At 63.1% G+C, this 25482-nt stretch carries 22 protein-coding genes; 14 read left to right on the top strand and 8 right to left on the bottom strand.

Annotation, left to right across the window (positions count from 1 at the left end; genetic code table 11):
• Window positions 1-184: 184 nt before the first annotated feature.
• Window positions 185-1714 carry an FAD-dependent monooxygenase gene (locus NLM25_RS31180; protein WP_254139555.1) on the bottom strand — a complete coding sequence of 510 codons (1530 nt, stop codon included), beginning with the start codon at window positions 1712-1714 and terminating at the stop codon, window positions 185-187.
• Window positions 1715-1948: 234 nt separating this feature from the next.
• The gene (locus NLM25_RS31175) at window positions 1949-2293 is read right to left on the bottom strand and encodes a response regulator (protein WP_254139554.1); all 345 of its coding nucleotides are present in this window, start codon (window positions 2291-2293) and stop codon (window positions 1949-1951) included.
• Window positions 2294-2894: 601 nt separating this feature from the next.
• Here NLM25_RS31175 and NLM25_RS31170 point away from each other — a divergent pair.
• The 5 genes from NLM25_RS31170 (at window position 2895) to NLM25_RS31145 (ending at window position 7987) form a co-directional block, all read left to right on the top strand.
• Window positions 2895-3230 carry a hypothetical protein gene (locus NLM25_RS31170; protein WP_254121518.1) on the top strand — a complete coding sequence of 112 codons (336 nt, stop codon included), beginning with the start codon at window positions 2895-2897 and terminating at the stop codon, window positions 3228-3230.
• A 343-nt stretch (window positions 3231-3573) separates the two neighbouring features.
• On the top strand, window positions 3574-4401 hold the full coding sequence (locus tag NLM25_RS31165) for a PBSX family phage terminase large subunit (RefSeq protein ID WP_254121517.1): 828 nt from the start codon (window positions 3574-3576) through the stop codon (window positions 4399-4401).
• Between the two features lie 333 nt (window positions 4402-4734).
• Window positions 4735-6003 carry a CaiB/BaiF CoA-transferase family protein gene (locus tag NLM25_RS31155; RefSeq protein WP_254139553.1) on the top strand — a complete coding sequence of 423 codons (1269 nt, stop codon included), beginning with the start codon at window positions 4735-4737 and terminating at the stop codon, window positions 6001-6003.
• Window positions 6004-6184: 181 nt separating this feature from the next.
• Window positions 6185-7414 (top strand): acyl-CoA dehydrogenase family protein, encoded by a 1230-nt coding sequence (locus NLM25_RS31150; protein WP_305887438.1) that lies wholly within the window; start codon window positions 6185-6187, stop codon window positions 7412-7414.
• Between the two features lie 9 nt (window positions 7415-7423).
• Window positions 7424-7987: a flavin reductase family protein gene (locus NLM25_RS31145; RefSeq protein ID WP_254139552.1), complete on the top strand. Its 564-nt coding sequence runs from the start codon at window positions 7424-7426 to the stop codon at window positions 7985-7987.
• Between the two features lie 6 nt (window positions 7988-7993).
• On the opposite strand, the gene NLM25_RS31140 is transcribed toward NLM25_RS31145, so the two are convergent.
• Complete coding sequence (locus NLM25_RS31140; RefSeq protein WP_254139551.1) at window positions 7994-8920, bottom strand: NAD(P)-dependent oxidoreductase; 927 nt, start codon at window positions 8918-8920, stop codon at window positions 7994-7996.
• A gap of 167 nt (window positions 8921-9087) precedes the next feature.
• Between NLM25_RS31140 and NLM25_RS31135 the strand changes: the two genes are divergently transcribed.
• The 6 genes from NLM25_RS31135 (at window position 9088) to NLM25_RS31110 (ending at window position 15444) form a co-directional block, all read left to right on the top strand.
• Window positions 9088-10071 (top strand): ABC transporter substrate-binding protein, encoded by a 984-nt coding sequence (locus NLM25_RS31135; RefSeq protein WP_254139550.1) that lies wholly within the window; start codon window positions 9088-9090, stop codon window positions 10069-10071.
• Between the two features lie 78 nt (window positions 10072-10149).
• On the top strand, window positions 10150-11844 hold the full coding sequence (gene ilvD, locus NLM25_RS31130) for a dihydroxy-acid dehydratase (RefSeq protein ID WP_254139549.1): 1695 nt from the start codon (window positions 10150-10152) through the stop codon (window positions 11842-11844).
• A 123-nt stretch (window positions 11845-11967) separates the two neighbouring features.
• Window positions 11968-12813 carry an ABC transporter ATP-binding protein gene (locus NLM25_RS31125; RefSeq protein ID WP_254139548.1) on the top strand — a complete coding sequence of 282 codons (846 nt, stop codon included), beginning with the start codon at window positions 11968-11970 and terminating at the stop codon, window positions 12811-12813.
• Entirely contained in the window at window positions 12810-13595 is a 786-nt protein-coding gene (locus NLM25_RS31120; protein WP_254139547.1) for an ABC transporter permease, read from the top strand. Before NLM25_RS31125 ends, NLM25_RS31120 begins: the two co-directional genes overlap by 4 nt.
• Entirely contained in the window at window positions 13592-14359 is a 768-nt protein-coding gene (locus NLM25_RS31115; RefSeq protein WP_254139546.1) for an ABC transporter permease, read from the top strand. The genes NLM25_RS31120 and NLM25_RS31115 overlap by 4 nt, the downstream gene beginning before the upstream one ends.
• Before the next feature lie 38 nt (window positions 14360-14397).
• On the top strand, window positions 14398-15444 hold the full coding sequence (locus tag NLM25_RS31110) for a peptidase M29 (protein WP_254139545.1): 1047 nt from the start codon (window positions 14398-14400) through the stop codon (window positions 15442-15444).
• Here the strand turns inward: NLM25_RS31110 and NLM25_RS31105 are convergent.
• From NLM25_RS31105 to NLM25_RS31085, 5 genes are read right to left on the bottom strand one after another with little or no spacing between them, the layout of a single operon-like run.
• Window positions 15441-16433 (bottom strand): 3-hydroxybutyryl-CoA dehydrogenase, encoded by a 993-nt coding sequence (locus tag NLM25_RS31105; RefSeq protein ID WP_254139544.1) that lies wholly within the window; start codon window positions 16431-16433, stop codon window positions 15441-15443. The genes NLM25_RS31110 and NLM25_RS31105 overlap by 4 nt on opposite strands.
• Before the next feature lie 3 nt (window positions 16434-16436).
• Window positions 16437-17525, bottom strand: a complete 1089-nt coding sequence (locus tag NLM25_RS31100) for an NAD/NADP-dependent octopine/nopaline dehydrogenase family protein (protein ID WP_254139543.1) — start codon at window positions 17523-17525, stop codon at window positions 16437-16439.
• Window positions 17522-19057 (bottom strand): class I adenylate-forming enzyme family protein, encoded by a 1536-nt coding sequence (locus NLM25_RS31095; RefSeq protein ID WP_254139542.1) that lies wholly within the window; start codon window positions 19055-19057, stop codon window positions 17522-17524. Before NLM25_RS31095 ends, NLM25_RS31100 begins: the two co-directional genes overlap by 4 nt.
• Before the next feature lie 2 nt (window positions 19058-19059).
• Window positions 19060-20349, bottom strand: a complete 1290-nt coding sequence (locus tag NLM25_RS31090; RefSeq protein ID WP_254139541.1) for an acyl-CoA dehydrogenase family protein — start codon at window positions 20347-20349, stop codon at window positions 19060-19062.
• Between the two features lie 7 nt (window positions 20350-20356).
• Entirely contained in the window at window positions 20357-21172 is an 816-nt protein-coding gene (locus NLM25_RS31085; RefSeq protein ID WP_254139540.1) for an alpha/beta fold hydrolase, read from the bottom strand.
• Window positions 21173-21368: 196 nt separating this feature from the next.
• On the opposite strand from NLM25_RS31085, the gene NLM25_RS31080 reads away from it, so the two are divergent.
• The 3 genes from NLM25_RS31080 (at window position 21369) to NLM25_RS31070 (ending at window position 25460) form a co-directional block, all read left to right on the top strand.
• Window positions 21369-22130 (top strand): SDR family NAD(P)-dependent oxidoreductase, encoded by a 762-nt coding sequence (locus NLM25_RS31080; protein WP_254139539.1) that lies wholly within the window; start codon window positions 21369-21371, stop codon window positions 22128-22130.
• A 43-nt stretch (window positions 22131-22173) separates the two neighbouring features.
• Window positions 22174-23010 carry an enoyl-CoA hydratase family protein gene (locus tag NLM25_RS31075; protein WP_254121500.1) on the top strand — a complete coding sequence of 279 codons (837 nt, stop codon included), beginning with the start codon at window positions 22174-22176 and terminating at the stop codon, window positions 23008-23010.
• Window positions 23011-23108: 98 nt separating this feature from the next.
• Window positions 23109-25460 carry a bifunctional salicylyl-CoA 5-hydroxylase/oxidoreductase gene (locus NLM25_RS31070; RefSeq protein WP_254139538.1) on the top strand — a complete coding sequence of 784 codons (2352 nt, stop codon included), beginning with the start codon at window positions 23109-23111 and terminating at the stop codon, window positions 25458-25460.
• Window positions 25461-25482: the final 22 nt, after the last annotated feature.

Raw genomic sequence — 25482 nt, 5'->3', positions numbered from 1 at the left:
GTTTGCGGATGAACCGAGCTACCTCATTCCGCCTCCGATCTTCGGAGTGGATGATCCGGGCAATCCGCGCAACGATGCCGAGGAGTGGTTTTCGCGCTGGATAGGACCTCTCCTTCGGCCGTAGTGAACGCCAGTTGTCTTTACGCCGCTCAAGATTGGCGACGTCGCTTGAATTGCGTGTGCGTTACTCCGCAGCAGCCGGTCCGAACCAAATGGTAAGTGCCTCCGCTAGTCCGAGGTGTCTATGATCTCCGACCCATGCGACGTGCCCATCTGGCCGCACCAGCACGGCTTCGGGGGCGGCGACCTGTCCGATGACCGGAAGCTCCCATCCTTCGTCGCAAGCCGCGCGGATGAGTCTGACGCGGTCCGCCCAGGGTGCGATGTTCAAATCGCCGCCCTCACCGAGATTGAGCAGCGCGGCTCGCGCGCCGTGCAGCAGCGTGAACAGCCGCGTGGGACGGCCTTCGACCACCAGATCGAGATCGGGCATGCGGCGTCCGAGCAGTTCGTGTCCTTTGCCGAGATTGTAGTGAATGTCGAGCCCGCTCATCATCGCGCCAAAACGTTTGCGCGGCTCGTCCATGGCGAGCAGGTCGGACACCACCTCGCGCGCGGCCTTGAGGCCGTCGTCGCTGCGGCGGAGCAGGGCGATCTGCGCCATGGTGTTGCGCAGGACGCGCGCGGCAACGGGATGACGTTCGGCGTGGTAGCTGTCGAGCAGGCTGTCGGGCGAAATGCCCTTCACCACCTGCGCCAGCTTCCAGCCGAGATTGACGGCGTCCTGCACCCCGGTGTTGAGGCCTTGCCCGCCGACGGAGTGATGGATATGCGCGGCATCGCCGGCGAGCAGCACCCGCTCCCGGCGATAGGACACGGCCTGCCGCGCCGCATCGGTGAAGCGGGAGATCCAGGCGGGATTTTGGAGTCCGAAGTCGGTGCCGTACACGGCGACGAGCGCATCGCCGAGATCGCGCAGGCCGGGTTCGCCGGTGCGGCCGAGCGTCGCTTCCGTCACGACGACCAGCACGCGTCCGCTCTCCGTCTTGCTGAGGCCGTGAAAGCCGAGCTTGTCGTGGCGGAGGCCCCATGCCGGCTCGTCGCGCAACTCGACTTCGGCCATGAGATTGCTGAGCGTCGGATCGGAGCCGACGAAATCGATGCCGGCCGTCTTGCGCACCAGGCTGCGGCCGCCGTCGCAGCCGACGAGATAGCTTGCGCGCAATGCCGCGCCGCCGGAGAGCGTAACGTCGACGCCGGTCGCGTCCTGAACGAAGCCCGTCACCTCGGAGTTTCGATAGACCGGCACCGCGAGCTCCGCGACCCAGCCGGCCAGGATGCGCTCGATGTGGCTCTGTCGCAGCGCGAGGCCGTAAGCGTGCCGGGTGGGGAGATCGCCGATGTCGAGCCTGGTCCAGGCGAAGCCTGCGAGCTGGGTGACTTGCCCTTCGCGCAGGAAGCGCTCCGCGACGCCGCGCTGATCCAGGATCTCGATGGTGCGCGCGTGCAATCCGCCGGCCCGCGTGCCGACAAGCTCCTGATCCGCGCGCCGCTCGACCACGGCGACGTCGACATTTGCGAGCGCGAGCTCCGCGGCCAGCATCAGCCCGGTCGGGCCGCCGCCGGCGATCACCACGGCATGGTGCCTTGCGCGACTGGCGCCGGCGCGTTTGGTGTGGCCGCGCGGCCGGGACGTCGGAAGCAATACAGGCATGTGGATCCCCTCGAGTTGCTGCTTTGGTCTTTGGGTCGGGGGTTCTACGGCCGGGCGGGGGACTTGAAGCAAGCCCCTTGCACACCACATATCAAGCTGGGAGGAAGGGATCGTTCTTCCGCGTTCCCCGCGTTGACACGTCGGGCAAAACACCGGCAGAATGGCATCATCGACATGAGTTTGGTTCAGCCCGCGCGGGAGCCCGCCGCGGGTTTTCTTTTTGGCATCCGACGTTCAATGACCGCCGGTGGTTCGCCGCATGGCTTCGGCGAGTTCCTCGAACGAAAACGGCTTCCTGATCATTGGCAGGCCCCCGCGCCGGGGTTCGCGACCCGACAATTGCAGGATCTTCAACTCCGGGCGTAGCCGCCTCGCCAGTTCGGCCAGTTCGTGACCATCCATGCCCGGCATATTGATGTCCGTGATGAGGATGGAGATGTTCTCGTTCTGCCTGAGCCGATCGAGCGCTTCCGGCCCGCTTTGGACGCTTATCACCTCGTAGCCGAGATCTTCCAGCATGCCCACGATGACGTCGAGAACAAGGGGATCGTCGTCAACAACGAGTACAGTATGGCTCATCGCACGAACGTTCCTTTGACCGCAGGAATAAACGCGCGGCTCTTTGCGTAAGTTCCCCGCACGGCGTGGTCGAACGACGGAGTTTGACACGTCGGGCAAAACACTGGCAGAATGGCATCATCGAAAGACGTTTGGTTCGGCCCGCGCGGAGCAATCTGCGGCGGGCTTTTTCATTTCAACACAGGTTTTGACACGTCGGGCAAAACACCGGCATAATGACATCATCGAAACGAGTTTGTTCACCCGCGCGGAAAACATCCGCCGCGGGTTTTTTCGTTTCGATTCCAGAATCGGACGGTGGCCCACGCAACACGGCCACGCACTCGCTTGATACGCGTTCAGAGAGCGCCGATCGGCGTGCCGCCGTCCGAACCATTGCTGGCCGTGCACGCGCGAACGTGCCGGCCTCGCGGCGCTGGGCCAGTCGCTCGCGCCGCTGCGGTCTCCGGGCTTCACGGAGATAGGGTTCGCGCCCGAAACGATCGCGCTTCGTTACGCGATCTGCCGCGCATTTTCTTTGTCGTGGAGAGACGATGACCGCCTATCTGATATCGCTCGCGATTGCGGGCCTGATCGCAATCGTGCTGTGGGAGACATTTTCGTGAGCGAGGAAATCGAAGGCGAGGTCGAGAACGAGCCGGTCCGCCTGCCCGCAGCGCGGAAGACATCCCGAGCGCGGACGCTGACCGAGATTCGTTCGCTCGCGCGCAGCCACACCAGGACAGCCGTCCGCGTCCTCGTCGGCATCATGCGCAGCGATGACGCGACGCCGGCGGCCCGCGTCTCGGCCGCCAACGCGATCCTCGACCGCGGCTGGGGCAAGGCTACGCAGCCGATCGAGAACGGCGAGGACGGCGCGCTGGAATTGATTCACCGGATCGAGCGCATCATCGTTCATCCGGGAAGCTCGGGCAGTGACCCTGGGCGTGACGCCTGAGCTGCGGAAGAGACTCGATCTGGAAGTCGGCCGGATCTGCCGTTTGACACGTCGGGCAAAACACTGGCAGAATGGCATCATCGAAATTTAGTTGGTTCAGCCCGCGCCGAGCAATTGGCCGCGGGTTTTTCGTCTCGATAAATTGTTCTGCCAGTTGCTGGCCGCCCGTTGCCGGCTATAGGCGCGCCATTAAAGGCGATAGTGGCTTCCCTCATGGAGGGATGACGTCTCAGATCGCTGCTGCGGCGGCAAGGTACGGCGTGTCGGCCGAAGCGATCGCTGGCTGAACGTATGGCGTGACCGCAGGCGTATCGGCCTGCCCTAGGGCAAGCGAGCGTATCTATTGTCGACCCTGAAAATTCCAACCGCCAAGATCTTCGAGCCGCTGCTGAAGCCTGCGCGCTACAAAGGCGTTTACGGTGGACGTGGCTCGGGCAAATCGCATTTCTTCGGCGAGCTGCTGGTCGAAACCTGCCAGGCCGAGCGCGGCACGCTCGCGGTCTGCATCCGAGAGGCGCAGCGGACGCTGGCGCAATCCTCGAAGCGATTGATCGAGGGCAAGATCGCGAGCCTTGGCCTCGGTCACGGCTTCAAGCTGTTCAGCGACAAGATCGAGACGCCCGGGGACGGCTTGATCATTTTCCGCGGGCTGCAGGATCACACGGCGGACTCGATCAAGTCCTTGGAAGGATTTCGCATCGCCTGGATCGACGAGGCACAATCGTTGAGCGCGCGCAGCCTTGCGCTGCTGCGGCCGACGATCCGCGCCAAGGATTCCGAGCTCTGGGCGAGCTGGAATCCGCGCCGCAAGAGCGATGCGATCGACGATTTTTTGCGCGGGCGCCGTCCCGACGGGGCGGTGACCGTCAAGGCGAACTGGCGCGACAATCCCTGGTTTCCGGAGGTGCTCGAGGAGGAGCGGTTGCTCGACCAGAAACTCTATCCGGAGCGCTACGATCACATCTGGGAGGGTGAGTATGCGCGTGCCTTCGAGGGCGCCTATTTCGCCGCGCTGCTGTCAGAGGCACGCGCGCAGGGGCGGATCGGGAAGGTTGCTGCAGATCCGCTCTTGCCGCTCCGCGCCTTCATCGACATCGGTGGCGCGGGCGCCGCGGCGGATGCCTTCACGATCTGGGTCGTGCAGTGGGTCGGGAACGAAATCTGCCAATAATTTCATTCAGGCGGGCTATCGGCTCTACGAACCTGATGTGCCTTGGGCCTGGGCGCATACGCTTTATTGGCGAAAGTGGCTTCGCTGAGGGAAATGGGCAGGTTTCCCGTGGTGTGGAACGTGTTCTTCTCCACGTAGAATGGCCTACGTGAGACATAGCGCGACCTTGTGCACCCGGGATGTCCGAGGGCCCGGCAGCTTGACGGCTGCCGGGCCCCTTTTGCGTATTGAAGCGATGCTGCTGAAGCACTTGCGAAGTCGGCGGCGCCGGGCTTTAAGTTTGCTCTTGCAGGAAATTCGGCGACCATAAGCCGATGTAAGGGAGCGCCGTCGATGCCCACCAAGCCTCACTTGCCGGAACGTTCGTCGCGGACGACGGGCGCGCCTACCGCGCTCGATGGTCTTCTGGTCGTCGATTTCACGCGCGTGGTGGCGGGGCCGGCCTGCACTCAGACGCTCGCCGATTTTGGCGCACGCGTCATCAAGATCGAGAATCCGGACGGCGGCGACGATACGCGTGCCTATGAGCACGCCGAAATCGGCGGCGAAAGCGCCGCTTATCTGAGCCTGAACCGCAACAAGCGCGGTATTGCGCTCGACCTCGCCGTGCCGGAGGCCCGCCAGATCGCGCTGGATCTGATCCGCAAGGCTGATGTGGTCGTGGAGAATTTTTCAAGCGGAGTCATGAAGAAGTTCGGCCTCGATTATGAGGCGGTGGCGCCGCTCAATCCGCGGCTCGTCTATTGCTCGATTTCGGCTTACGGACGCACCGGACCGTTCGCCTCGCGCCCAGGCTTCGATCCCATCACACAGGCGGAAAGCGGCTTCATGTCGCTCAACGGGTTTGCCGATGGGCCGGCGGTTCGAACGGGCCCACCGATCGTGGACATGGCGACGGGGATGTCCGCCTGCAATGCCATCTTGCTGGCGCTGTTGGCGCGCGATCGGCTCGGTCGCGGGCAGCATGTCGAGGTCGCCCTGTTCGACGTCGCCATGGGCATGACCGGGTTCTACGGCATGGCCTATCTGATCAACGGTGAGAACCCCGGCCGGTTCGGAAATTCGCCGAGCGGGTCCCCCACCGTCGGCGTCTATGAAGCCTCCGATGGGCCGCTTTACATGGCCTGCGCGAACGACCGGCTCTACCGCCGGCTGGTGGTCGAGGTGCTGAACCGGCCTGATCTGATCACCGATCCGCAGTTCGCGTCGCGCAAAGCGCGCTCCGAAAACAAGGAGCTTCTGCGGGCAGCCATCGCAGAGGTTTTCGCGAGCGATACCCTCGAAAACTGGATGGCAAAGATGAAGCTGGCGAATATCCCTGTCGGCTATCTCCGGACCGTTGAAGAGGGGTTCAATGCACCCGAGGCTCGGGAGCGCCATCGCTTGAGCCAGATTCCACATCCTACGGCGGAATGGATCCCCAACATCGAGCCGCCGATTACAATGAGCCTGACCGGCCCGGTCGATCCCGTTGCCGCCCCCCTGTTAGGTGAGCATACCGAGGACGTCCTGCGTGATACGCTTGGTTACGACGAGCGTCGGATCTCGGAATTCACGCAAAAGGGTGTCTTTGGATCCGGGAAGCCTTCGGCGTCGGCTTGAACCTGGTTGGTTCATGGGACGAGGCATCGCCTGACTTCTGGGAATTCCTTCGATGCCGGCGTTCGCGACCTCGCATCATTTCCAGCGACCAAGAGCCTGGGCGACTGCCTCCCGTTGACCTAGCCTCGGCTTGATTTGACGAAGTTCCCGCCGCATAACTATGTCGAAGCGAGGGACACGAATGGCGCCTGGTCAAGAGCCGAGCATGGACCAGCCCACTGGGCCGGAGGCCGGCGAACGTGCCTATGCAGCAATGATCGCGAAGGCCCGGGCGCTCGCGCCGCGGCTGCGAGAGCGCGCGGCGCGGACCGAGGAACTGCGACAGCTTCCGCCGGAAACCGAACAGGATATGCACGACGCGGGTCTGTTCCGTATGCTTCAACCAAAGCGCATCGGCGGCGCCGAACTTGACTATGTCGCGCTCATCGACTGCGCCGATCTGCTTGGGCAGGCGGACGCGTCGGTCGCCTGGAATCTTGCCAATCTGGCGAGCCATCACTGGATGCTCGGCATGTTCGAGCAGAAGGCGCAGGATCTGGTCTGGGGCCGTAATGCCGACGCACTGATTGCGTCTTCGTTCATTTTTCCGGCGGGGCGCGCCACGAGGGTGGAGGGCGGTTACAGGTTGCACGGGAGCTGGCCGTTTTCCTCGGGCGTTGCCTCCTGCGAATGGAACATGCTGGCAAGCGTGGTCTATTCTGACGACGAAGCAGACGGCATCGAGTACCGGATCTTTCTGCTGCCGAAAGCCGACTACAACGTGCTCGACACCTGGAATGTCGCGGGACTGCGCGGTACCGGCTCCTGCGACGTCGAAGTCAAGGATGCCTTTGTGCCCGACTACATGACGGTCGCCGTCGGCGATCTTGCCGGCGGCCCGACGCCTGGAAGCAGAGTCAATCCCAATCCGTCATATACACTACCTGTGTTTTCGCTGTTTCCCTACGTCCTGTCCGGCGTTGCGCTCGGAAATGCGCAAGCGTGCCTCGACGACTATGCGGAAGTCGCACGTCATCGCATATCGACCTACAACCGAGCCAAGCTCAGCGACTTTCAAAGCACCCAGATCAAGATCGCGGAGGCTTCGGCCAAGGTCGATGCCGCGCGCCTGATCATGCGTTCAGCCTGCATCAATGCCATGGACGACGCGCGGCGCGGTCATATTCCCAACATGGCCAGCAAGACCAGGTATCGGCGCGACGGGGCTTTCTCTGTCAATCTGTGCACCGAAGCTGTGTCGATGTTGTTCGCCGCGAGCGGCGCCCGCGGCTTGTTCACGACGGGCGTGCTGCAGCGGCAATTCCGCGATGCGCATGCGATCAACTCGCATCTGGCATTCAATTTCGATGCGGCCGGAACCAATTATGGGCGCGTGGCACTTGGCCTGCCGTCCGAGAATCTCACGCTGTGAGGCCGGTCGATGAATGATCTGCCGAAGCAGCCGGCCGCTCCCGATCCAGCCAATGAGCTCGCGAGCGACAGCTCGCCGATCGATCCCCGCGATTTTCGCAATGCGCTCGGTACATATGGGACGGGCGTAACGATCATCACCGCCATGGCTCCTGACGGAAAGCCCTATGGCATCACCTGCAATTCGTTTGCATCGGTCTCCCTGAACCCTCCTTTGGTCCTCTGGAGCCTCGGAATCTATTCCTCAAGCCTGACCGTGTTTCAGAACGCCAGCCATTTCGCCGTTCACATACTCGGGACTTCACAGCAGGGGCTTGCGAACAAGTTTGCAAAATCGTCCGAGGATAAGTTCGCCGGAATCGACTGGACACCGGGTCTCGGCGATGCGCCGGTGCTCACCGAGAATGTCGCCAACTTTCAATGCCGATCCGTCAATCGCTATTATGGCGGCGATCACGTGATCTTTCTCGGCGCGGTCGAGGCCTATGCCTACAATACCGGGGAGCCACTGCTGTTTGCGCGTGGGACGTATGGCCGGTTCCTGGTTGACGACGAACGCAAGAAGTCGCCTTAAGGCGATTCAGGGGCGCTTGTCGGCTTGGCGGTCTGTGGCCGAGAGCTTGTAGATTTCCAAAGCGTCCGCGTCCGCGCCGCGTGCAGCCTTCGCCAGCCTGAATATCTGGCCCGCGAGGGTCGCCATCGGCACCGGCGTTGACGTCGCCTGGGCGACATCGGCGACCGTGTCGAGATCCTTGAGCATTGTCGCGATGTGACCGAGCGGCGGCGAGTGGATGCCCTGGACCATGCGCGGCACGAACAGCTGAAGCGGGATCGAATCCGCAAAGCCGCCGGCGAGCGCTTCGGGCAGCCGGCCTGCGTCAATTCCTGCATTGGCGGCAAGGCGCGTTGCTTCCGCAAGCACGGCCATCGCGCATCCGACGATCACCTGGTTGCAGAGTTTTGTGGTTTGACCAGCACCGGTAGGGCCCATGTGCGTGAACCTGCGCGCCATAGGCAGCACATAGGGTCGTGCCCGCTCGATGTCAGCAGCTTCGCCACCAGCCATGATCGCTAGCGTGCCTTCTTCTGCGCCCTTGGTGCCGCCGGACACCGGGGCATCAATCCAACCCGCGCCATTCGCGTCTTTCAGCCGCGCTGCAAGATCGCGCGTGGCGTCGGGATGGATCGACGAGAAGTCGACGACGAGCTTGCCTGCGCTGGGAGCCGCTGCAAGACCCTCGGGCCCGAAGATCACCCCTTCGACGGCGGCGGCATCCGTCACGCACATGAACACGATATCCGCGTTTGCCAAAAGGTCACGAGGCGTGGCTGCGGGCTTGGCGCCGGCTGCGACGAGCGGGGCGACCTTACCCTGCGAACGATTCCAGACCGCGACTTGATGACCGGCCTTGAGAAGACGCCGGGTCATCGGCGTTCCCATTAGCCCGAGGCCGAGATAACCTAGCCGCTCAACGCCTTGCGGGTTTGTCTTGCTCGCATCAGCCATAGGTTGCCTCCTTCTGTCGCAGCGCAACGCGGCCTTACCATACATCGTGGGTCGAACCGCGAAACCGCCGGGCTCGCATGGCTTGCCTGATTGTTTGAACCATGAAACATTTGCGGCGGTCGGGTTGAGTGGGCGCCAGTCAGCGCCGGAGCAGCGGAGTGGGCACGATGCGAACCGTTTCGAAGTGGATCCTGGCTTTGGGGGCGACCGCGGCTATGACCGCGGGTGCAGGCCCGTCATGGGCGCAGCAGACCATCCGCGTCGGCTGGACGATCCCGGCCGAGGAATCCAAGTACTGGATGATGCGCAGGCCGGCCGAGTTTCCCAATATCGGCAAGGCCTACAACATCGAATGGACCCAGTTTCAGGGCACCGCGCCGATGACGCAGGCATTGGCGGCCGGCGCTCTCGATTGCGCGACGCAAGCGCCGCTGTCGCTCGCGAACGGCGTGGTCGGCGGCAATCTCAAGGCCTACATCGTGGCGCAGCACGTCTTCGAGAAGCCCGGCGGTTTTTCGGTCTATTGGGCGGTGATGGATGACTCGCCGATCAAGACGATTGCGGATCTCAAGGGCAAGACGGTCGGCATTTCCGTGATCGGCGGCGGCACGCAAGGCCCGTTCAACCTGCTCCTGAAGCAGAACGGCGTCGATCCGGCAAAGGATATCAAGCTGGTCGAGGTTGGCTTTGCCGTCTCTGAAGATGCGTTGCGCCAGGGCCGCGTCGACGCGGTCAACATGAATCAGCCGTTTGCCGCGCGGGCGGAGGCAAAGGGCGGCACCCGCAAATTGTTCTCCCTGTCGCAGGCCATGCCGAACATCGTGCACATCCTGGAAGCGTGCCGTGCCGATTTCGTCGACAAGAACCCGGAGGTCGTCAAGGCCTATGTCCGCGATATCACGTTAGGCATGAAGAAGGCACTGGCGAACCGTGAAGAGACGCTAAAGGTCGTGAATGAAGTCCTCAAGGCGCCTATTCCGGTGCTCGAGACCTATCTGCTCAAAGACAACGATTTCGGTCGCGACCCCGGCGCAGCACCGAACTTCCCGGCGATCCAGAAGATGCTCGACATCTACGCGGAGACGGGGATGCTGCCGAAGCTGGATGCTGCGCAATTCAAGCATCCGACGATCGTCGCGCCGCTGGAATAGGCGGCCGGACAAACATTCGAACAAGGAAGATCGCAGCGCCCCGGATCATCCGGGACGCTGTATTAAGAAGATGCACTTATGAAGAAGTTGCGATCACGAGTCACGACAGACGGCCTTGACCGGGCTCCGCACCGCGCTTTCATGCGCGCAATGGGGCTCGATGACGCTGCGATTGCCAAGCCGATGGTGGGCGTCGTCAGCATGAAGGGCGAGCAGACGCCCTGCAACATGACCCACGACTTCCAGGTGGCCGCAGCCAAGACGGGAATCGAGGAGGCTGGCGGCACGCCACGCGAATTTTCGACCGTGTCAGTCTCCGACGGCATCAGCATGAATCACGAGGGAATGAAGTTTTCTCTCTTTTCGCGTGAGCTGATTGCCGATTCGATCGAAGCCGTCGTCCATGGTCTCGCCTATGACGCGCTGATCGGTTACGGCGGATGCGACAAGACGCTTCCCGGTGTGATGATGGGCATGGTTCGTTGCAACGTACCATCCATTTTCATCTACGGCGGCAGCTCGCTGCCGGGCCGAGTAGACGGACGAACCCTCACGGTGCTCGACTCCTATGAAGCTGTCGGCAGCTTCATGACCGGAGAGATCGACGGCGCCACACTTGAGCGGATCGAGCGCGCCTGCCTGCCCACCATTGGCGCCTGCGCCGGCCAGTTTACCGCGAACACGATGGGCATGGTTTCGGAGGCGATGGGCCTGACCATTCCGAACGTCTCGATGGTGCCCGGTGTCTATGCCGAGCGCGCGCAGATATCGCGGCGCGCGGGGCGGCTGATCATGGAGATGCTGGAACGAGGGAGGCCGCTGCCGCGCGACATCGTGACGCGGAAATCCCTTGAGAACGGTGCGGCCATTGTCGCTGCGACGGGCGGTTCGACCAACGCGGCGCTGCATCTGCCGGCGATCGCGAATGAGGCGGGGATCGCGTTCACGATCGATGACGTCGGCGAGGTTTTTGCAAGGACGCCGTTGATCGGAAACTTGCGACCGGGCGGCAAGTACACTGCAAAGGACGTCTACGATATTGGCGGTGCCGCCGTAGTGATCCGCGAGCTGATCCAGAGCGGTCACATCGATGGGAGCTGCTTGTCCGTCACCGGACGCACGCTCGCTGAAGAATATGGCGCGGCCAACCCTCCCGATGGAGAAGTCGTTTACCCGGCCCGCGCGCCAATCATGCCCGACGGTGGTGTGGCTGTGTTGAAGGGCAATCTCTGCCCGGACGGTGCGGTGATCAAGGTCGCGGGTTTGAAGAACCAATTTTTCGAGGGCGTGGCGCGCGTTTTCGAAGATGAGGAAGCCTGTGTCGCGGCGGTTCGCGACCGCAGTTACAAAGCGGGCGAGGTGCTGGTGATCCGCAATGAAGGACCGGTCGGCGGCCCCGGCATGCGCGAGATGCTCGGCGTCACTGCGCTGATCTATGGCCAGGGTATGGGCGAGAAGGTGGCTCTCATCACCGATGGACGGTTCTCCGGCGCGACCCGCGGCATGTGCATCGGCTATGTGTCTCCGGAAGCGTTTGTCGGCGGTCCGCTGGCGCTCGTTCGCGACGGCGACAGGATCCGGATTGATGCCGCAAACCGGCGGATGGATATGCTGGTCGATGAGCGGGAACTCGCCGCGCGGCGTCGCGACTGGAAGCAACGGCCGCCGCGTCACCGCGCAGGTGCGCTCGCAAAATATGCGCGGCTGGTTGGCCAGGCGCCCGGAGGAGCGGTCACACATGAGGGGCCTGCAGAATGGCCCTGGTTCGAATGACGCGCCGCGTCCGCGCGGAAACAGCCGGTAGTCTGGCAAGTTTCTTGCTAAGCTCGCGCTGCTGAAAGAGAACGATCAGCTGATCGGTTGCGCGAGGGGCGTGCGGGTGAGGCGAGAGACAAGATGAAGGTAGCGCCTTCGAGATCGAGCGAATGGGTGAAACCGGTGACGTCACCAAAGCCGGCTTCTGCGATCATCGAGATCGACCGCGTCTCGCAGGTTTTTCAGACCTCGGCGCGGAAGGATCATTTGGCGCTGTCGGACATCTCGCTGACGATCGACGAGGGAGCCTTCGTTTCCATCCTCGGTCCGTCTGGCTGCGGCAAGTCTACGCTGCTCTACATCGTCGGCGGTTTCGTCAGCCCGACCAGCGGCGCGGCAAAGATCAAGGGGCAGGCGATCACGGGGCCCGGGCCGGACCGCGGTCCGGTGTTTCAGGAGTTCGCGCTGTTTCCGTGGAAGACTGTGCTGGGCAACGTCATGTACGGTCCGCGCCAGCAGGGTGTGCGCGCCACCGATGCAGAAGCGCAAAGCCGGGCTCTGATCGAGATGGTCGGCCTCAAGGGCTATGAGAATTTCTATCCGAAGGAACTGTCCGGCGGCATGAAGCAGCGCGTCGCTCTGGCTCGCACGCTCGCCTACCATCCCGAGGTCCTGCTGATGGACGAGCCGTTCGGTGCGCTCGATGCTCACACCCGGACGCGTCTGCAGAACGATCTCCTGAATATCTGGGAGCGCGACCGTAAGACGGTGCTGTTCGTGACCCACTCGGTCGACGAGGCCGTCTTTCTGTCGGACAAGGTGGTGATGATGTCGAAATCGCCCGGCCGTATCCGGCAGGTGATCGACATCAACCTTCCGCGGCCACGCCGCCGCAACGAGTTGTTGCTCGACCCGCGCTATCAGAAATACGTCGTCGACATCGAGCGCATGTTCGACGAGAGCGACCAACCCGGGTCTACCCCATGATTTCATTGGCCGTCGTGATGAGACGCGCTGCCCCGGTGCTCGCCTGCATCGGATTGCTGGTGGCGTGGCAGGTCAGTTCGCTGGCGTTGAAGAACGATAGTTTCCCGACGGCGATCGAGGCGATCCGTGCGATCCCCGATATCCTTGGCGACAAGGAGTCCCTGATCAACATTCTCGCCTCGCTCCGCCGCATGGCGATCGGATTCGGCATCGCCGTGCTGGTGTCGATTCCGCTCGGTCTCTTGATGGGACGCAGCCGAGCGGTCGCAGCCTTCTTCAATCCGCTCCTGATGGTAATCTACCCGGTGCCGAAGGCGGCACTGATGCCGATCATCATGCTGTGGCTGGGCGTCGGCGATATTACGAAGACGCTGGTGATCTTCCTCGGCGTCAGCTTGCCTGTGATCTATCATAGCTTCGAGGGTGCCAAGGCGGTCGAAGAGAAGATGCTGTGGTCGGGGGCGGCCATGGGGCTTTCGCCGGTGCAAAGGCTGGTGCGGATCGTGCTGCCGGCGGCGCTGCCGGAGATCCTGACCGGGTGCCGTACAGGACTCGTGCTCGCGCTGATCACGATGATCACCAGCGAGATGATCGCCCGCCAGTCCGGCGCAGGCAACATCCTCTTTAATGCGCTCGACATGGGGCAGTACGACACGGTCTTCGCGATGATCATCATCGTTGGCGCGATGGGAATTTGCCTGGATGCGATCTTCGAACGGGTCCGCGCGCGGCTGGTGCGCTGGTCCGAGCCTCAGTTCGACATGCCGCTGAGCTTCTCATGACATCGCGCCTTCTCTCGGTAAACGTCTTCCTCGGGCTCGCGCCGATCGTGCTGGTGATCGCGCTGTGGCAAGGCCTCGTATCATTCGGCTTCGCGCCTGCGGTCTTGCTGCCGCCGCCGGGATATGTCTTCAGCCGGCTGCTCCAGCAGCTTGTGACGTGGACGTTCCAGCAGGAGATCGCGGCGACCCTGATCCGGCTGTTTGCCGGTTTTGCGATCGCGGTCGTGCTCGGCGTGAGCATCGGCATCGCCGCTGCGGCCAATCCGGCGATCAACGCGGTGGTTCGACCGATCGTCCGGGTGTTGGCGCCGTTGCCCAAGGTCGCGCTCTATCCGGCACTTCTGCTGTTGCTCGGTTTCGGTCATGGGTCGAAGATCACGCTGGTGGCGGCGGACGCTCTCTTTCCCATTCTGCTGTCCACCTACTACGGCGCATCGACCGTCGAGCAGAAGCTGATCTGGTCGGCCATGGCGGCGGGAACGCCGCGCTATGAAATCCTGTTCAAGGTGGTGTTGCCGGCGGCAATGCCCTCGATCCTGACCGGTTGCCGGATCGGGCTTGTCATTTCCTGCATCGTGGTGTTTCTGGCCGAGATGATCACGTCGACGGACGGACTTGGCCATATGCTCGTCACGGCTGCGCGAACGTTTCAGGCGGTTGACATGTTCGTGCCGCTGATCACGATCTCGCTGCTCGGGTTGATCCTGAATGGCTTGTTGGGCGCCGTGCGATCGTATCTCTTGCGGGGATTTCCTGAAGCGTGATCTGACTGGACAAGAAACTAGAAGACCGGGAGTGAACCATGCTGGCTGACCGCATCGAGGCAAAATGGATCGACGCATTTTGCGAGATCTTTGAGCGCTGCGCCGTCAAGGCTGGCGATACCGCGGCGATCCTCTCGGAAACCCAATCGCGCGCGTTGAACGTGCATCTGGCGGAGCTCGCGCTGTTGCGGATAGGTGCGAGGCCGTTTCATGTTGTGATGCCGACGCCGCGTAACCGGAATATCGTGCCGGTTCGCTCGACAGGAGCGAGCGAGGCGATCCAAAGGCTTGGCCCGGTCATCACCGCCCTTCAGCAGGCCGGTTTTGTCGTGGACTGCACCATTGAGGGCCTGATGCACGCCGTGGAGACGCCCGAGATCCTGAAAGCCGGCGCGCGGATCCTGGTGATCTCCAACGAACATCCCGAGGCGCTGGAGCGCATGGTGCCGGATCCCGCGCTGGAGAAGCGTGTCCGCGCAGCCGCCAAGATGCTGCGTGGAACCAAGCGGATGCGGGTTACCTCGAAGGCGGGCACCGCGCTCGACGTGGATATGGTCGGTGCGTCTACGGTCGGCGTCTGGGGATGGACCGACAAGCCGGGCACGCTGGCGCACTGGCCGGGCGGCATCGTCGTCAGCTTCCCCAAGAGCGGGACGATCAACGGCACGCTCGTAATGGCGCCTGGTGACATCAACCTGACCTTCAAGCGCTACCTGACGTCGCCGGTGAAGATGACCTTGAAGGACGATTACGTCGTCGAGCTGGACGGCGAGGGCACGGATGCCGCGATGATGCGCGCCTATCTCGCCGCTTGGGGCGATCGCGAGGCCTATGCGGTCTCACATGTCGGTTTCGGCATGAACCCGGGCGCGCGCTACGAAGCGCTGTCAATGTACGACCAGCGTGACACCAACGGCACGGAGATCCGTGCTGTCTCCGGCAATTTCCTGTTCTCGACCGGCGCGAACGAATTCGCGGGCCGCTATACGGCGGGCCATTTTGATTTGCCGATGATGGGAACGACCATCGAGCTCGATGGCGTGGCGGTGGTGCGGGAAGGCGTGCTTCAGGACGTCTTTGGCTAGTTGCGATCGAGCACAGGCGGGCGAGCCAGGTCGAAGTGCCGGAGCAGGTCGACCATGGCCTGAAGCCGCTTTGCGCGATAGGCGTCGACGTCCATGCCTGAATAATCGAGGAAGCCTGCGCCAGTGCGCAGGCCGATCCGGCCCTCGTGCATATTGCGGGAAATGACGTCCGGCGCGCGATAGCGGTCGCTGCCAAGTGCGCCTTCGAGATATCGGCTGGCGTAGTACAAGATGTCGCCGCCACCCCAGTCGATGAACTCGAGCAGCCCGAGCACGGCGTAGCGGAAGCCGAAGCCGTAGCGGATCGCCTTGTCGATCTCCTCGGCGCTGGCAACACCTTCCTCGACCATGCGTGCGGCCTCGTTCATCGCCAGTGCCTGGATACGCGGGACGATGAACCCTGGCGTCGCCGCGCAGACCACCGGCACCTTGCCGATGCCTTCAAGCAGGGCCTTCACCTCGTCGATGATGGCGGGGTCGGTGGCTTTGCCGGGTGAAACCTCGACCAGCGGGATCAGATAGGCCGGGTTGAGCCAGTGCACGTTGAGGAAGCGGCGAGGGTTCACGATCACGTCGGAGAGATCGTCGACGAGAATTGTGGAGGTCGTCGATGCGATGATCGTATCGGGGCCGACTTGCTTTGAAGCCGCTTCCAGCACCTCGCGCTTGAGCTCGACGACTTCGGGAACGCCCTCGAAGACCATTCCGGCTCGGGCCAGTGTCGCACCGCTTTGGCTGGCCGGCACCACCGAGACCCGCGCGATGAGGGGATCAACATCTGCCTCGGTCAGCAGCCCCAGCTTCGACAGGCTCGCAAAGGTTGTCCTGACTTCGCCGAGCGCTTCCCCTTCCAGCTTCGCGAAGTCCTCTGCGGAACGCGCCTTGATGTCGATCATCGCGACCGTATGCCCGGCGTAGGCGAACGCGACGGCGATGCCGCGCCCCATGCGGCCGGCCCCGAGACAGGCAATGTTGGTGCGGCTGGTCATCGGTCAAAATCCCGTGCGAAGAAGCGTCTGCAGTTCGGCCTTGCCGAGATTGCCAAGCCCCAGCGTATCGAGCGTTCGGCCGCTCTTTGCAAAATCCTCACCGCAGATCGCGCCGCCGATGGCCAGAAATGCTTTGGCCAGCGGCGTCGCCACGCCCGCCAAGCCGGCGACGGAGACCAGTAGCGACAGACCAAGCCGCAGATCTTCGCGCATGTAACGGTGCTCGGTCAGCACGATCCGCTCGCGCCAGTCGCCGGAATCGGTCAGGCGGTCATGCGAGCCGCGGCCGTACATCCAGATCTCGCCTTCCTTGGCGTAGTGGTGAGCGAGCGGGTAGTGGGGCGCGCCATAGCCGAGCGCCTCGCGCACGGCGATCCGCTCGGCGTCGAGCGCGTCTGTCACCCGTCGGATTGCGGCCTGTGTGCCCTCCTTGTGGATGTCCCACTTTTCGAAATGCTCGATGGGGCCAGCATTCATCACGATCAGCGGCGGATGGATGATCGGGCCTGCATTCATCAGTGCGCCGGACAGCGCGTCTCCACAGGGCTCGATCACATCGGGGAAAGCGTGCCCAATCACCGCGAGCGCATGCGATTCCTGGTCGAGCGGGAACACGCCGACCGGCAGTCGCTTGGCGCGGATGGTGATCGCGACCTCGAACGGACCGTGCTTGCGGGTGAGCCATGGTAGTGTCCCGGTTTCGGCAAAACTCGCTTTCGCGTGGTTGCCAGCATCCCTCGCAGCCTGGGCAAAGATCATCGAGCCGAATGTCGCTGGCGGCAGAAATACGACTTGTCCATCCCGCAAATGCGGGGCGAGCAGTCGAGCAATGTCCGGCTGTGCGAAGGCAGGGGCGGGGCACAGGATCAGCTCTGTGCCGTTGACGGCTTCGGCGATGTCGGTCGTGACGAGCGCGAGCTTCACGTCGTGAGGGCCATTATGGTCCTTCACCAGGATGCGCGAGCCGGCGGCGCGATGTGCCGAAACCCGCTCCGCGTCGCGGCGCCAGAGTCGGACCTCATGTCCCGATAGCGCAAAATCGCCGGCGGCCGCGAAAGAGCCGTTTCCCCCTCCCAGAACTGCGATCTTCAAGATGTTTCTCCTTGCGCGCGTGACTGCGCATCAGCTTGCTTCAGCAGGAAATGCTGGACTTTGCCCAGGGCAGTGCGCGGCAGATCGGTGACGAAGACAATATCGCGCGGGACCTTAAATCGCGCGAGCTGCGCCTGTAGATGTGCCCTCAGCTCATCGGCTTCGGGCCGGCATCCGGAACGCGCGATAACATAGGCGATCGGCACCTCGTCCCAGCGCGGGTCCGGCCGGCCGATCACGGCGCATTCGCTGACATCGGGATGCTCGAGCAGGACGCGTTCGACCTCTGCCGGGTAGATATTCTCGCCGCCGGAAATGATCATGTTCTTCTTGCGGTCGCGAATCCAGAAATAGCCGTCAGCGTCGCACAGGCCGATATCGCCGGTGCGATACCAGCCGTCGCGTAAGGCGTCGCGCGTCGCGTCCGCATTGCCCCAATATTCGAAGAAGACGTTGGGCCCGCGCACCGCGATCTCGCCCGGCGTGCCCGCAGGCACCTCGTTGCCTAGTTGATCGATCACCTGCGCTTCGCAGCACAAGCCAGCAAGTCCAGTCGATCCCGCGCGCGAAAGATCGCCGCCAAGTCGGGTGTAGACAGCGATGGGGCAGGTTTCCGTGGAACCATAAACCTGAAGCACCGGAACATTGCGCGCCTCGAAGCGGTCGATCAGATGCGGCGGCACGATTGTCGATCCGGTCGCGACGGCCTTGAGCGACGAAAGATCGGTCGTGGCCCAGTCGGGATGCTCGCTGACAGCCTGGATGATGGCCGGCACCATCACCGTCAGTGTCGGCCGTTCCCGTTCGATGGCGGCAAGTGCCGTATCCGGCGCAAAGCGAGCATGGATCGTGACGGTCGCGCCAAGCTGGAGAGCAGGTGTGGTTTGGATGTTGAGGCCGCCGACATGGAAGAACGGCAACACCGTCAATACGTGATCGTCGGACGTCATATTGTGCATGTGCTGGCTCATGACGCCGTTCCAGAACAAAGCGTCCTGCCGCAGCACGGCGCCTTTGGGCCGTCCGGTCGTTCCTGACGTGTAGACGATGAGGAGGGGGCAGGAGAGATCGGTGTGTGGGTTCCGGCCGCTGCCTTCGCGGCGAGTCAGCAGGTTCTCGAATGCCGTGCCGTGCGGCGGCTCGAAGTCGAGGCCGACGACAGCGGTTCCCGGCACAGTCTGCGCCAGCTCGGGAAGAACTCCTTCAAACGCCTGCTCGAGCACCAGGACCTTGGCGCCAGCATCGGTAAGAATGAACAGCTGCTCGGCGACGGCCAGCCGCCAGTTCAGCGGCACCAGCATCGCGCCGAGCCGCGCGCAGGCATAGAGCAGAACGAGGTAGTCCGGCCGGTTCACGCTCAGGATCGCGACGCGGTCGCCCCGACCGACTCCGAGCTCCCGCTTCAATGCTGTGGCGGTCTGCTCGATACGGGCGGCAAACGCCGCGTAGCTCAACCGTGTTCCTTCGAAGGCAATGGCCGTCTTGTCTGGCGCAAACGCCGCGTTGCGATCGATCAGACTACAGAGGTCCACCGTCAGTCATCCGTCTCGCCGGCCTCGTACAGCGCCTCGCGACCGATGCGGTCGAGGCAAAGCTCGGCGGTCCAGGGCAGCATCAGCGAGCCGCAGCGGCTGTCGCGATAGATCCGTTCCAGCGGCAGCGAACGGAGCATGGCTTGGCCGCCGCAAGTGCGGATCGCGAGAGCCGCGAGCTCATTGGCGCCCTCCATCACCGAATACTGCGCAGCGTAGGCGCGCAGCACCTGTTCCTTGCTTGGATTGGCGCGGGCCTCGGTGACGGCTTGGAACCAGACCGCCTTGATCTGCTCAAGCTTGATCTGCATCTGCGCCACCGCGATCTGCTTGGTCGGGTACATCCGGCGCTTGACCGGCGGCATGCCCGGCACCTCGCCGCGAAGATAGCGCACGGTGAAATCATAGGCGGCTTGCGCCAGCCCCATATAGGTGGGCGACAGCGTCAGGAACATGTGTGGCCAGCGCATCGCTGCCTGGAAGTAGACGCCGCGCGGCATCAGCGCAGAATCCGCCGGCACGAACACGTCCTTGAACAGCAGCGTCCGCGAGACCGTCCCGCGCATGCCGAGCGGATCCCAGTCGCCGACGACCGAGACGCCCTGCGACTTGGCAGAGATGGCGAGATAAAGGGTATTGCGGCGTGAGGCTTTCTCACCTTCCTCGATCTCGGTACAGAGCACGCCGTAATAGTCGGCGTGACCGGAAAGCGATGCAAAGATTTTTTTCCCGTTGACGATCCAGCCGCCTTCCACGGGCTTTGCCTCCGTGCCGAAGGCGACGCCGCCTGCGGCCGCAGCGCCGCCCTCGGAGAACGGTTGCGAATAGATCGCGCCGTCCTCGACGATGCGCTTGTAATGAACCGCGCGCCGCCGTTCGTGCTCGGCGCGGGTCTCAGCGTCCATGTCGAGATCGTCGGCAAGCGGACCTGACCACAGGGTCGAGCAGACGTGCATGTTCCAGGTGAGGGCAGTCGCGCCGCAATAGCGGCCGATTTCGGCTGCCGCCAGTGCGTAAGTCTGATAGTTCGCGCCGAGCCCGCCATGCTTCTTGGGAACCGCGATGCCGAGCAGGCCGACGCGATGCAGGTCGCGATAATTCTCGGTCGGGAAGATGGCCTCGCGATCGTAAGTCGCGGCGCGACCTGCGAACACGCTCTGGCCGATCTCGCGGGCGCGCGCGATGATGCCGGCCTGCTCGTCGCTCAGGCGGAATGCGACGGGATCGAAGATCGGAGCATCGAGCGCGACCTTGTCGGTTGCGCCGATGTTCTTGCTGACTTGCATGATCATTGCGCAGTCACCCTACATTTGCGAGGGAGTTCAGGAACCGGCCGACGGCCTCATCGAAGGCATCGGGGCGCTCTAGGTTGGCGAGATGGCCGACGCCGGGTAGCTCGACATATTCGGCCGAGGGAATGAATGTTGCTGTCTTCGCCATCATAGGCGCAGGCGCATTGTTGTCCTTGGAGCCGGACAGCAACAGCGTCGGGATGGTAATGTCCTTGAGTGAGCTGCGCTGATCGAAGCCGATCAAGGCCAGCATCACGGCGCGATAACTTGCCTCGGGTACGCTGCCCATGCACTCGCGCGCAAGCTCCATTCCCTTCGGATCAGGATCGTCGCCGACAAGCTCCTTCACCAGGGAGGGAGCCAGCGACTTCATCGTCTCGCCGCGATCGAGCGGCCCAAGCCGCGCCGCGATGAACGATTTCTGCCAGTCGCCGTCGGCCTTGCCGAAGGCCGGGCTGGTCTGCGCAAGGACGACCGCACGCGCCAGCTTCGGTGATTGCGTCAGCCATTTCTGGACGATCATGCCGCCGATTGAATGGCCGACGAGAACTGGCCCGGTCGCCCCAAGCTGCTCGATGAATTGCTGAAGCGCATCGGCCAGGGCCGCGATGCTGACGTTGGCGAGCGGCGCCGATCCGCCGTAGCCCGGCATGTCCCATGCAATCGCGCGGAATTGGGTGCCGAATCTGGCAAGCTGCTGTCGCCAGGCCCGTGCCGCGCCGCCAATGCCATGCAGGAAAATAAGGGGCGTCGCGTCCGGATCGCCCGCGGCTTCATAGGCGAAGCGGCCGTCTTTTGTTATCATTGGCGCAGGCTGCGACACGCGACATCCTTTTGCTTGGCCCGGCGATGCTAACAGGCCTGTGGGGGATGGGAAGCGATAATTTTATACTTAAAGCAATTTTCGGGCCGGCCTCTCGCGCGATAGCATTCGCGGCGTTGATCGGCACTTTCGTTGCAAAAACTTGAAGGTTAAAATATATCGAGGGAACGATCAGCAGATCCCAGGGAGCCAACGCATGTCCGGATTGCCGCACTCGCCGCACGCGCTGGTGACCGGTGGCGGTCGCGGCATCGGTCGCGCGATCGCGGCCTCTCTTGTCGGGGCAGGTGCGACCGTAACGGTGCTCGGCCGGAACGTCGCCGTTCTCGAAGAGGCGGTCGGGGCAGGCGCCGCGCACTTTGTGGCCGTTGCCGATGTCTCGGACGAGGCGTCGTTGAAAGCCGCCATCGCGCAAGCGAGCGCGCGACAGCCGATCGATATCCTGGTCGCCAACGCGGGCAGCGCTGAATCCGCGCCGTTTGCGAAATCCGACAGTGCAATGTTCGCGCGTATGATGGACGTCAACTTCATGGGCGTGGTCCATGCCATCAGCGCCGTTCTGCCGGGGATGAAGGATCGCCCCTATGGTCGCATTGTCGCAATTGCATCGACGGCCGGGCTCAAGGGCTATGCTTATGTCAGCGCCTACACGGCTGCCAAGCACGCCGTGGTTGGTCTCGTCCGTTCGCTTGCGCTGGAGATAGCCGGAAGCAACGTGACCGTGAACGCGGTCTGTCCTGGTTTCACCGATACCGATCTCGTCGCCGGCAGCATCGAGAACATCATGAAGAAGACCGGCAGGAGCCGCGACCAGGCGATCGCCGAGCTCGCGAAGCACAATCCGCAGGGACGGCTGATCACGCCTCAAGAGGTGGCAGACGCCGTGCTTTGGCTGTGCGGCGAGGGCGCTGGCGCGATCACAGGACAGGCGATCGCGGTTGCGGGCGGTGAGATCTAACGTGCATGGCGCAGGTGCGTAACAAGGAGCTTAAGGAGATCGCATGAGCAGACCAGCCAATCCTGTGACGGTGCCGCTCGCGGACTATTCGCCGCAGCACTTTCTGCTAGCTGTTGTCGACGGTGTTGCCAACGTGACGCTCAATCGTCCCGAGCGGAAGAATCCGCTGACCTTCGAAAGCTATCGGGAACTGACGGATTTCTTCCGCGCTTGCGCTTTCGACGATGCGGTGAAGGCGATCGTCGTCACCGGCGCCGGGGGTAATTTCTCGTCCGGCGGCGACGTGTTCGAGATCATCGGCCCGCTCGTGAAGATGGACACCAAGGGGCTGACGGCTTTCACGCGGATGACGGGTGACCTCGTCAAGGCAATGCGGGCCTGCCCGCAGCCGATCGTGGCCGCGGTTGAGGGCATCTGCGCCGGCGCCGGCGCGATCATCGCGATGGCATCGGACATGCGGCTCGCAGCGAGCGGCGCCAAGGTCGCGTTCCTGTTCAACAAGGTTGGTCTTGGTGGCTGCGACATGGGCGCCTGCGCGATCCTGCCGCGGATCATCGGACAGTCCCGCGCCTCCGAGCTCCTGTTTACCGGCCGGTTCATGACCGCGGAAGAGGGCGAGCGCTGGGGCTTCTTCAGCCGCATCGTCACGCCTGAGCAGGTGCTGCCCCAGGCACAATTGCTGGCCAAGCAGGTCGCGGAAGGACCGACCTTCGGCAACACCATGACCAAGCGGATGCTGGCGATGGAATGGGCGATGTCGGTGGAAGAGGCAATCGAGGCGGAAGCCGTTGCCCAGGCCCTGTGCATGACGACCGCCGATTTCGAACGGGCCTTTGAAGCGTTCGCCAACAAGGTCAAGCCGGTCTTCAGGGGGGATTGAGCCGGCGAGCCTTTCCTGCGGGAGGCCAACAACGGGGACTTGCGCGGAATTATTTTAGGGTTAAAATAATTTCCGCCGGGTCATTTGGCGAGGCTTCCATGAAAGTCGCGATCATCGGTGGCGGACCTGCGGGTCTCTACGCAGCCATTCTGCTCAAGAAGCAGCGGCCGAGCGCTGACATCGCCGTATACGAGCGCAACCTGGCCGACGACACGTTCGGCTTCGGCGTGGTGTTCTCCGACGCCACGCTGGACAATTTTGAGAAGCATGATCTTCCGAGTTACCGCCGCATCACCCAGGAGTTCGCTTACTGGGACGATATCGCCGTACACTTTCGCGGCACGGTGCATCGGGTCGGCGGCAACGGCTTTTGCGGCTGCTCGCGGCAGAAACTGCTCCTGATCCTCCAGGAGCGGGCGCGGGAGCTCGGCGTCGTCCTGCATTTCGAGGTGGACATCGACGACGAGTCCCGTTTCGCCGAGGCCGATCTCGTTCTGCTCGCCGACGGCATCAACAGCCGCTTCCGCGAAAAATATGTCGAGCACTTCCAGCCGGAGGTGGACCTCCGCTCCAACAAGTTCGCCTGGATGGGATCGACCAGGCCACTCGATGCCTTCACATTCATCTTTCAGGAGACTGAGTGGGGTCCGTTCATTGCCCACGCCTATCAGTATGAAGCCGGGCACTCGACCTGGATTTTCGAGACCGATCCGGAGACGTTCGAGCGGGCAGGGCTGACAGGGCTGAACGAGACCCAGTCCGCGGCGCGGATGGCAGAGATTTTTGGCTGGTTCCTCGACGGGCACAAGCTGCTCACCAACCGTTCGATGTGGCGCAACTTCCCGATGGTCCGCAGCAAGCGTTGGGTCAAGGACAACATGGTGCTGCTCGGAGACGCCAAGGCGAGCGCACATTTCTCGATCGGCTCCGGCACCAAGCTCGCGATGGAAGACGCGATCGCACTGGCCGATGCAATGGAGAAGGCGCCCAGCATCAAGGCAGCGCTGGAAGTCTATGAGCACGGCCGCCGCGAGGAGGTCGAGAAGACCCAGCACGCCGCCGACGTTTCGCTGGTCTGGTTCGAGCACGTCGACCGCTTCTGGGATTTCGATCCCGTGCAATTCGCCTTCGGCGTGATGACGAGGTCGAAGGCGATCACCTATGACAACCTCAAGCTCCGCGCTCCGGATTTTGTGGCTGAGGTCGAGAAGTCGTTTGCCAGGCAGGTTCGCGACAGCGGCTTCGACGTCGACACGGAAAAGCCGATCGTGCCGCTGTTCCAGCCATTCCGCCTGCGCGAGATGGAGATCGCCAACCGGGCCGTGGTGTCGCCGATGTGCATGTATTCGGCGAAGGAGGGAGTACCGACCGATTTCCACCTGGTACATTACGGCTCGCGGGCGATCGGTGGTGCCGGCCTGATCTTCACCGAGATGACCTGCGTTAGCCGAGACGCCCGGATCACGCCTGGTTGCGCCGGCCTGTGGAACGACGAGCAGGAGGCGGCGTGGCGGCGCATCGTGGATTTCGTCCACGGCAATTCGGCCACAAGAATCTGCCTGCAGCTGGGCCACGCCGGCCGCAAGGGCGCCACCAAGCTGATGTGGGACGGCATGGACCGTCCCCTGGACGAGGGCGGCTGGGAGGTGTTCTCGGCATCGCCGCTGCCTTATTTTCCGGACAGCCAGGTCCCGCACGAGCTCGACCGTGCCGGCATGAACGCGGTGAGGGACGCCTTCGTCGCAGCTGCCGAGCGCGGCGAGCGCTGTGGCTTCGACATGCTCGAATTGCACTGCGCCCATGGCTATCTGCTCGCGAGCTTCATCTCCCCGCTGACGAACGCCCGCACGGACGACTATAGCGGCTCACTCGAAAACCGCCTGCGCTTTCCGCTCGAAATCTTCGAAGCGCTGCGGGCGGTGTGGCCGTCGCACAAGCCGATGTCGGTGCGTATTTCCGCGACCGACTGGGCGGACGGCGGCATCACCGGCGACGATGCGGTTGCGATTGCGCGCGCCTTTGCCGAGGCTGGCGTCGATCTCGTCGACGTCTCGACCGGGCAGACCGTGCGTGATGCGCAGCCGGTCTACGGCCGCATGTTCCAGACGCCGTTTTCCGACCAGGTCCGTAACGAGGCGCGTGTCGCCACCATGTGCGTCGGCAACATCACGACCGCGGACCAGGCCAACACCATTTTGGCGGCCGGCCGGGCGGATCTCGTCGCGCTTGGCCGGCCGCATCTGGTGGATCCCTTCTTTACCATGAGGGCGGCGGCCTGGTACGGGGCAAACGATGCGTTCTGTCCGCCGCAATACCTCCCCGGAAAAGATCAGATTTTCCGCAACAGCGTGCGCGACAGGCAGGATCTCGAGGAGCTGAGAATTAAGGCTAAGCCCAAGACCCGGGCCGAGCTCAAGGCGGAGGCGACAAAGCCGCTTGCGGCGGAGTGATCGCCCGTGCGACGTTAACCCC

This window comes from Bradyrhizobium sp. CCGB01 (genome assembly GCF_024199795.1).
GTDB lineage: Bacteria > Pseudomonadota > Alphaproteobacteria > Rhizobiales > Xanthobacteraceae > Bradyrhizobium.
This window is presented reverse-complemented; position numbering and strand designations above follow the sequence as displayed.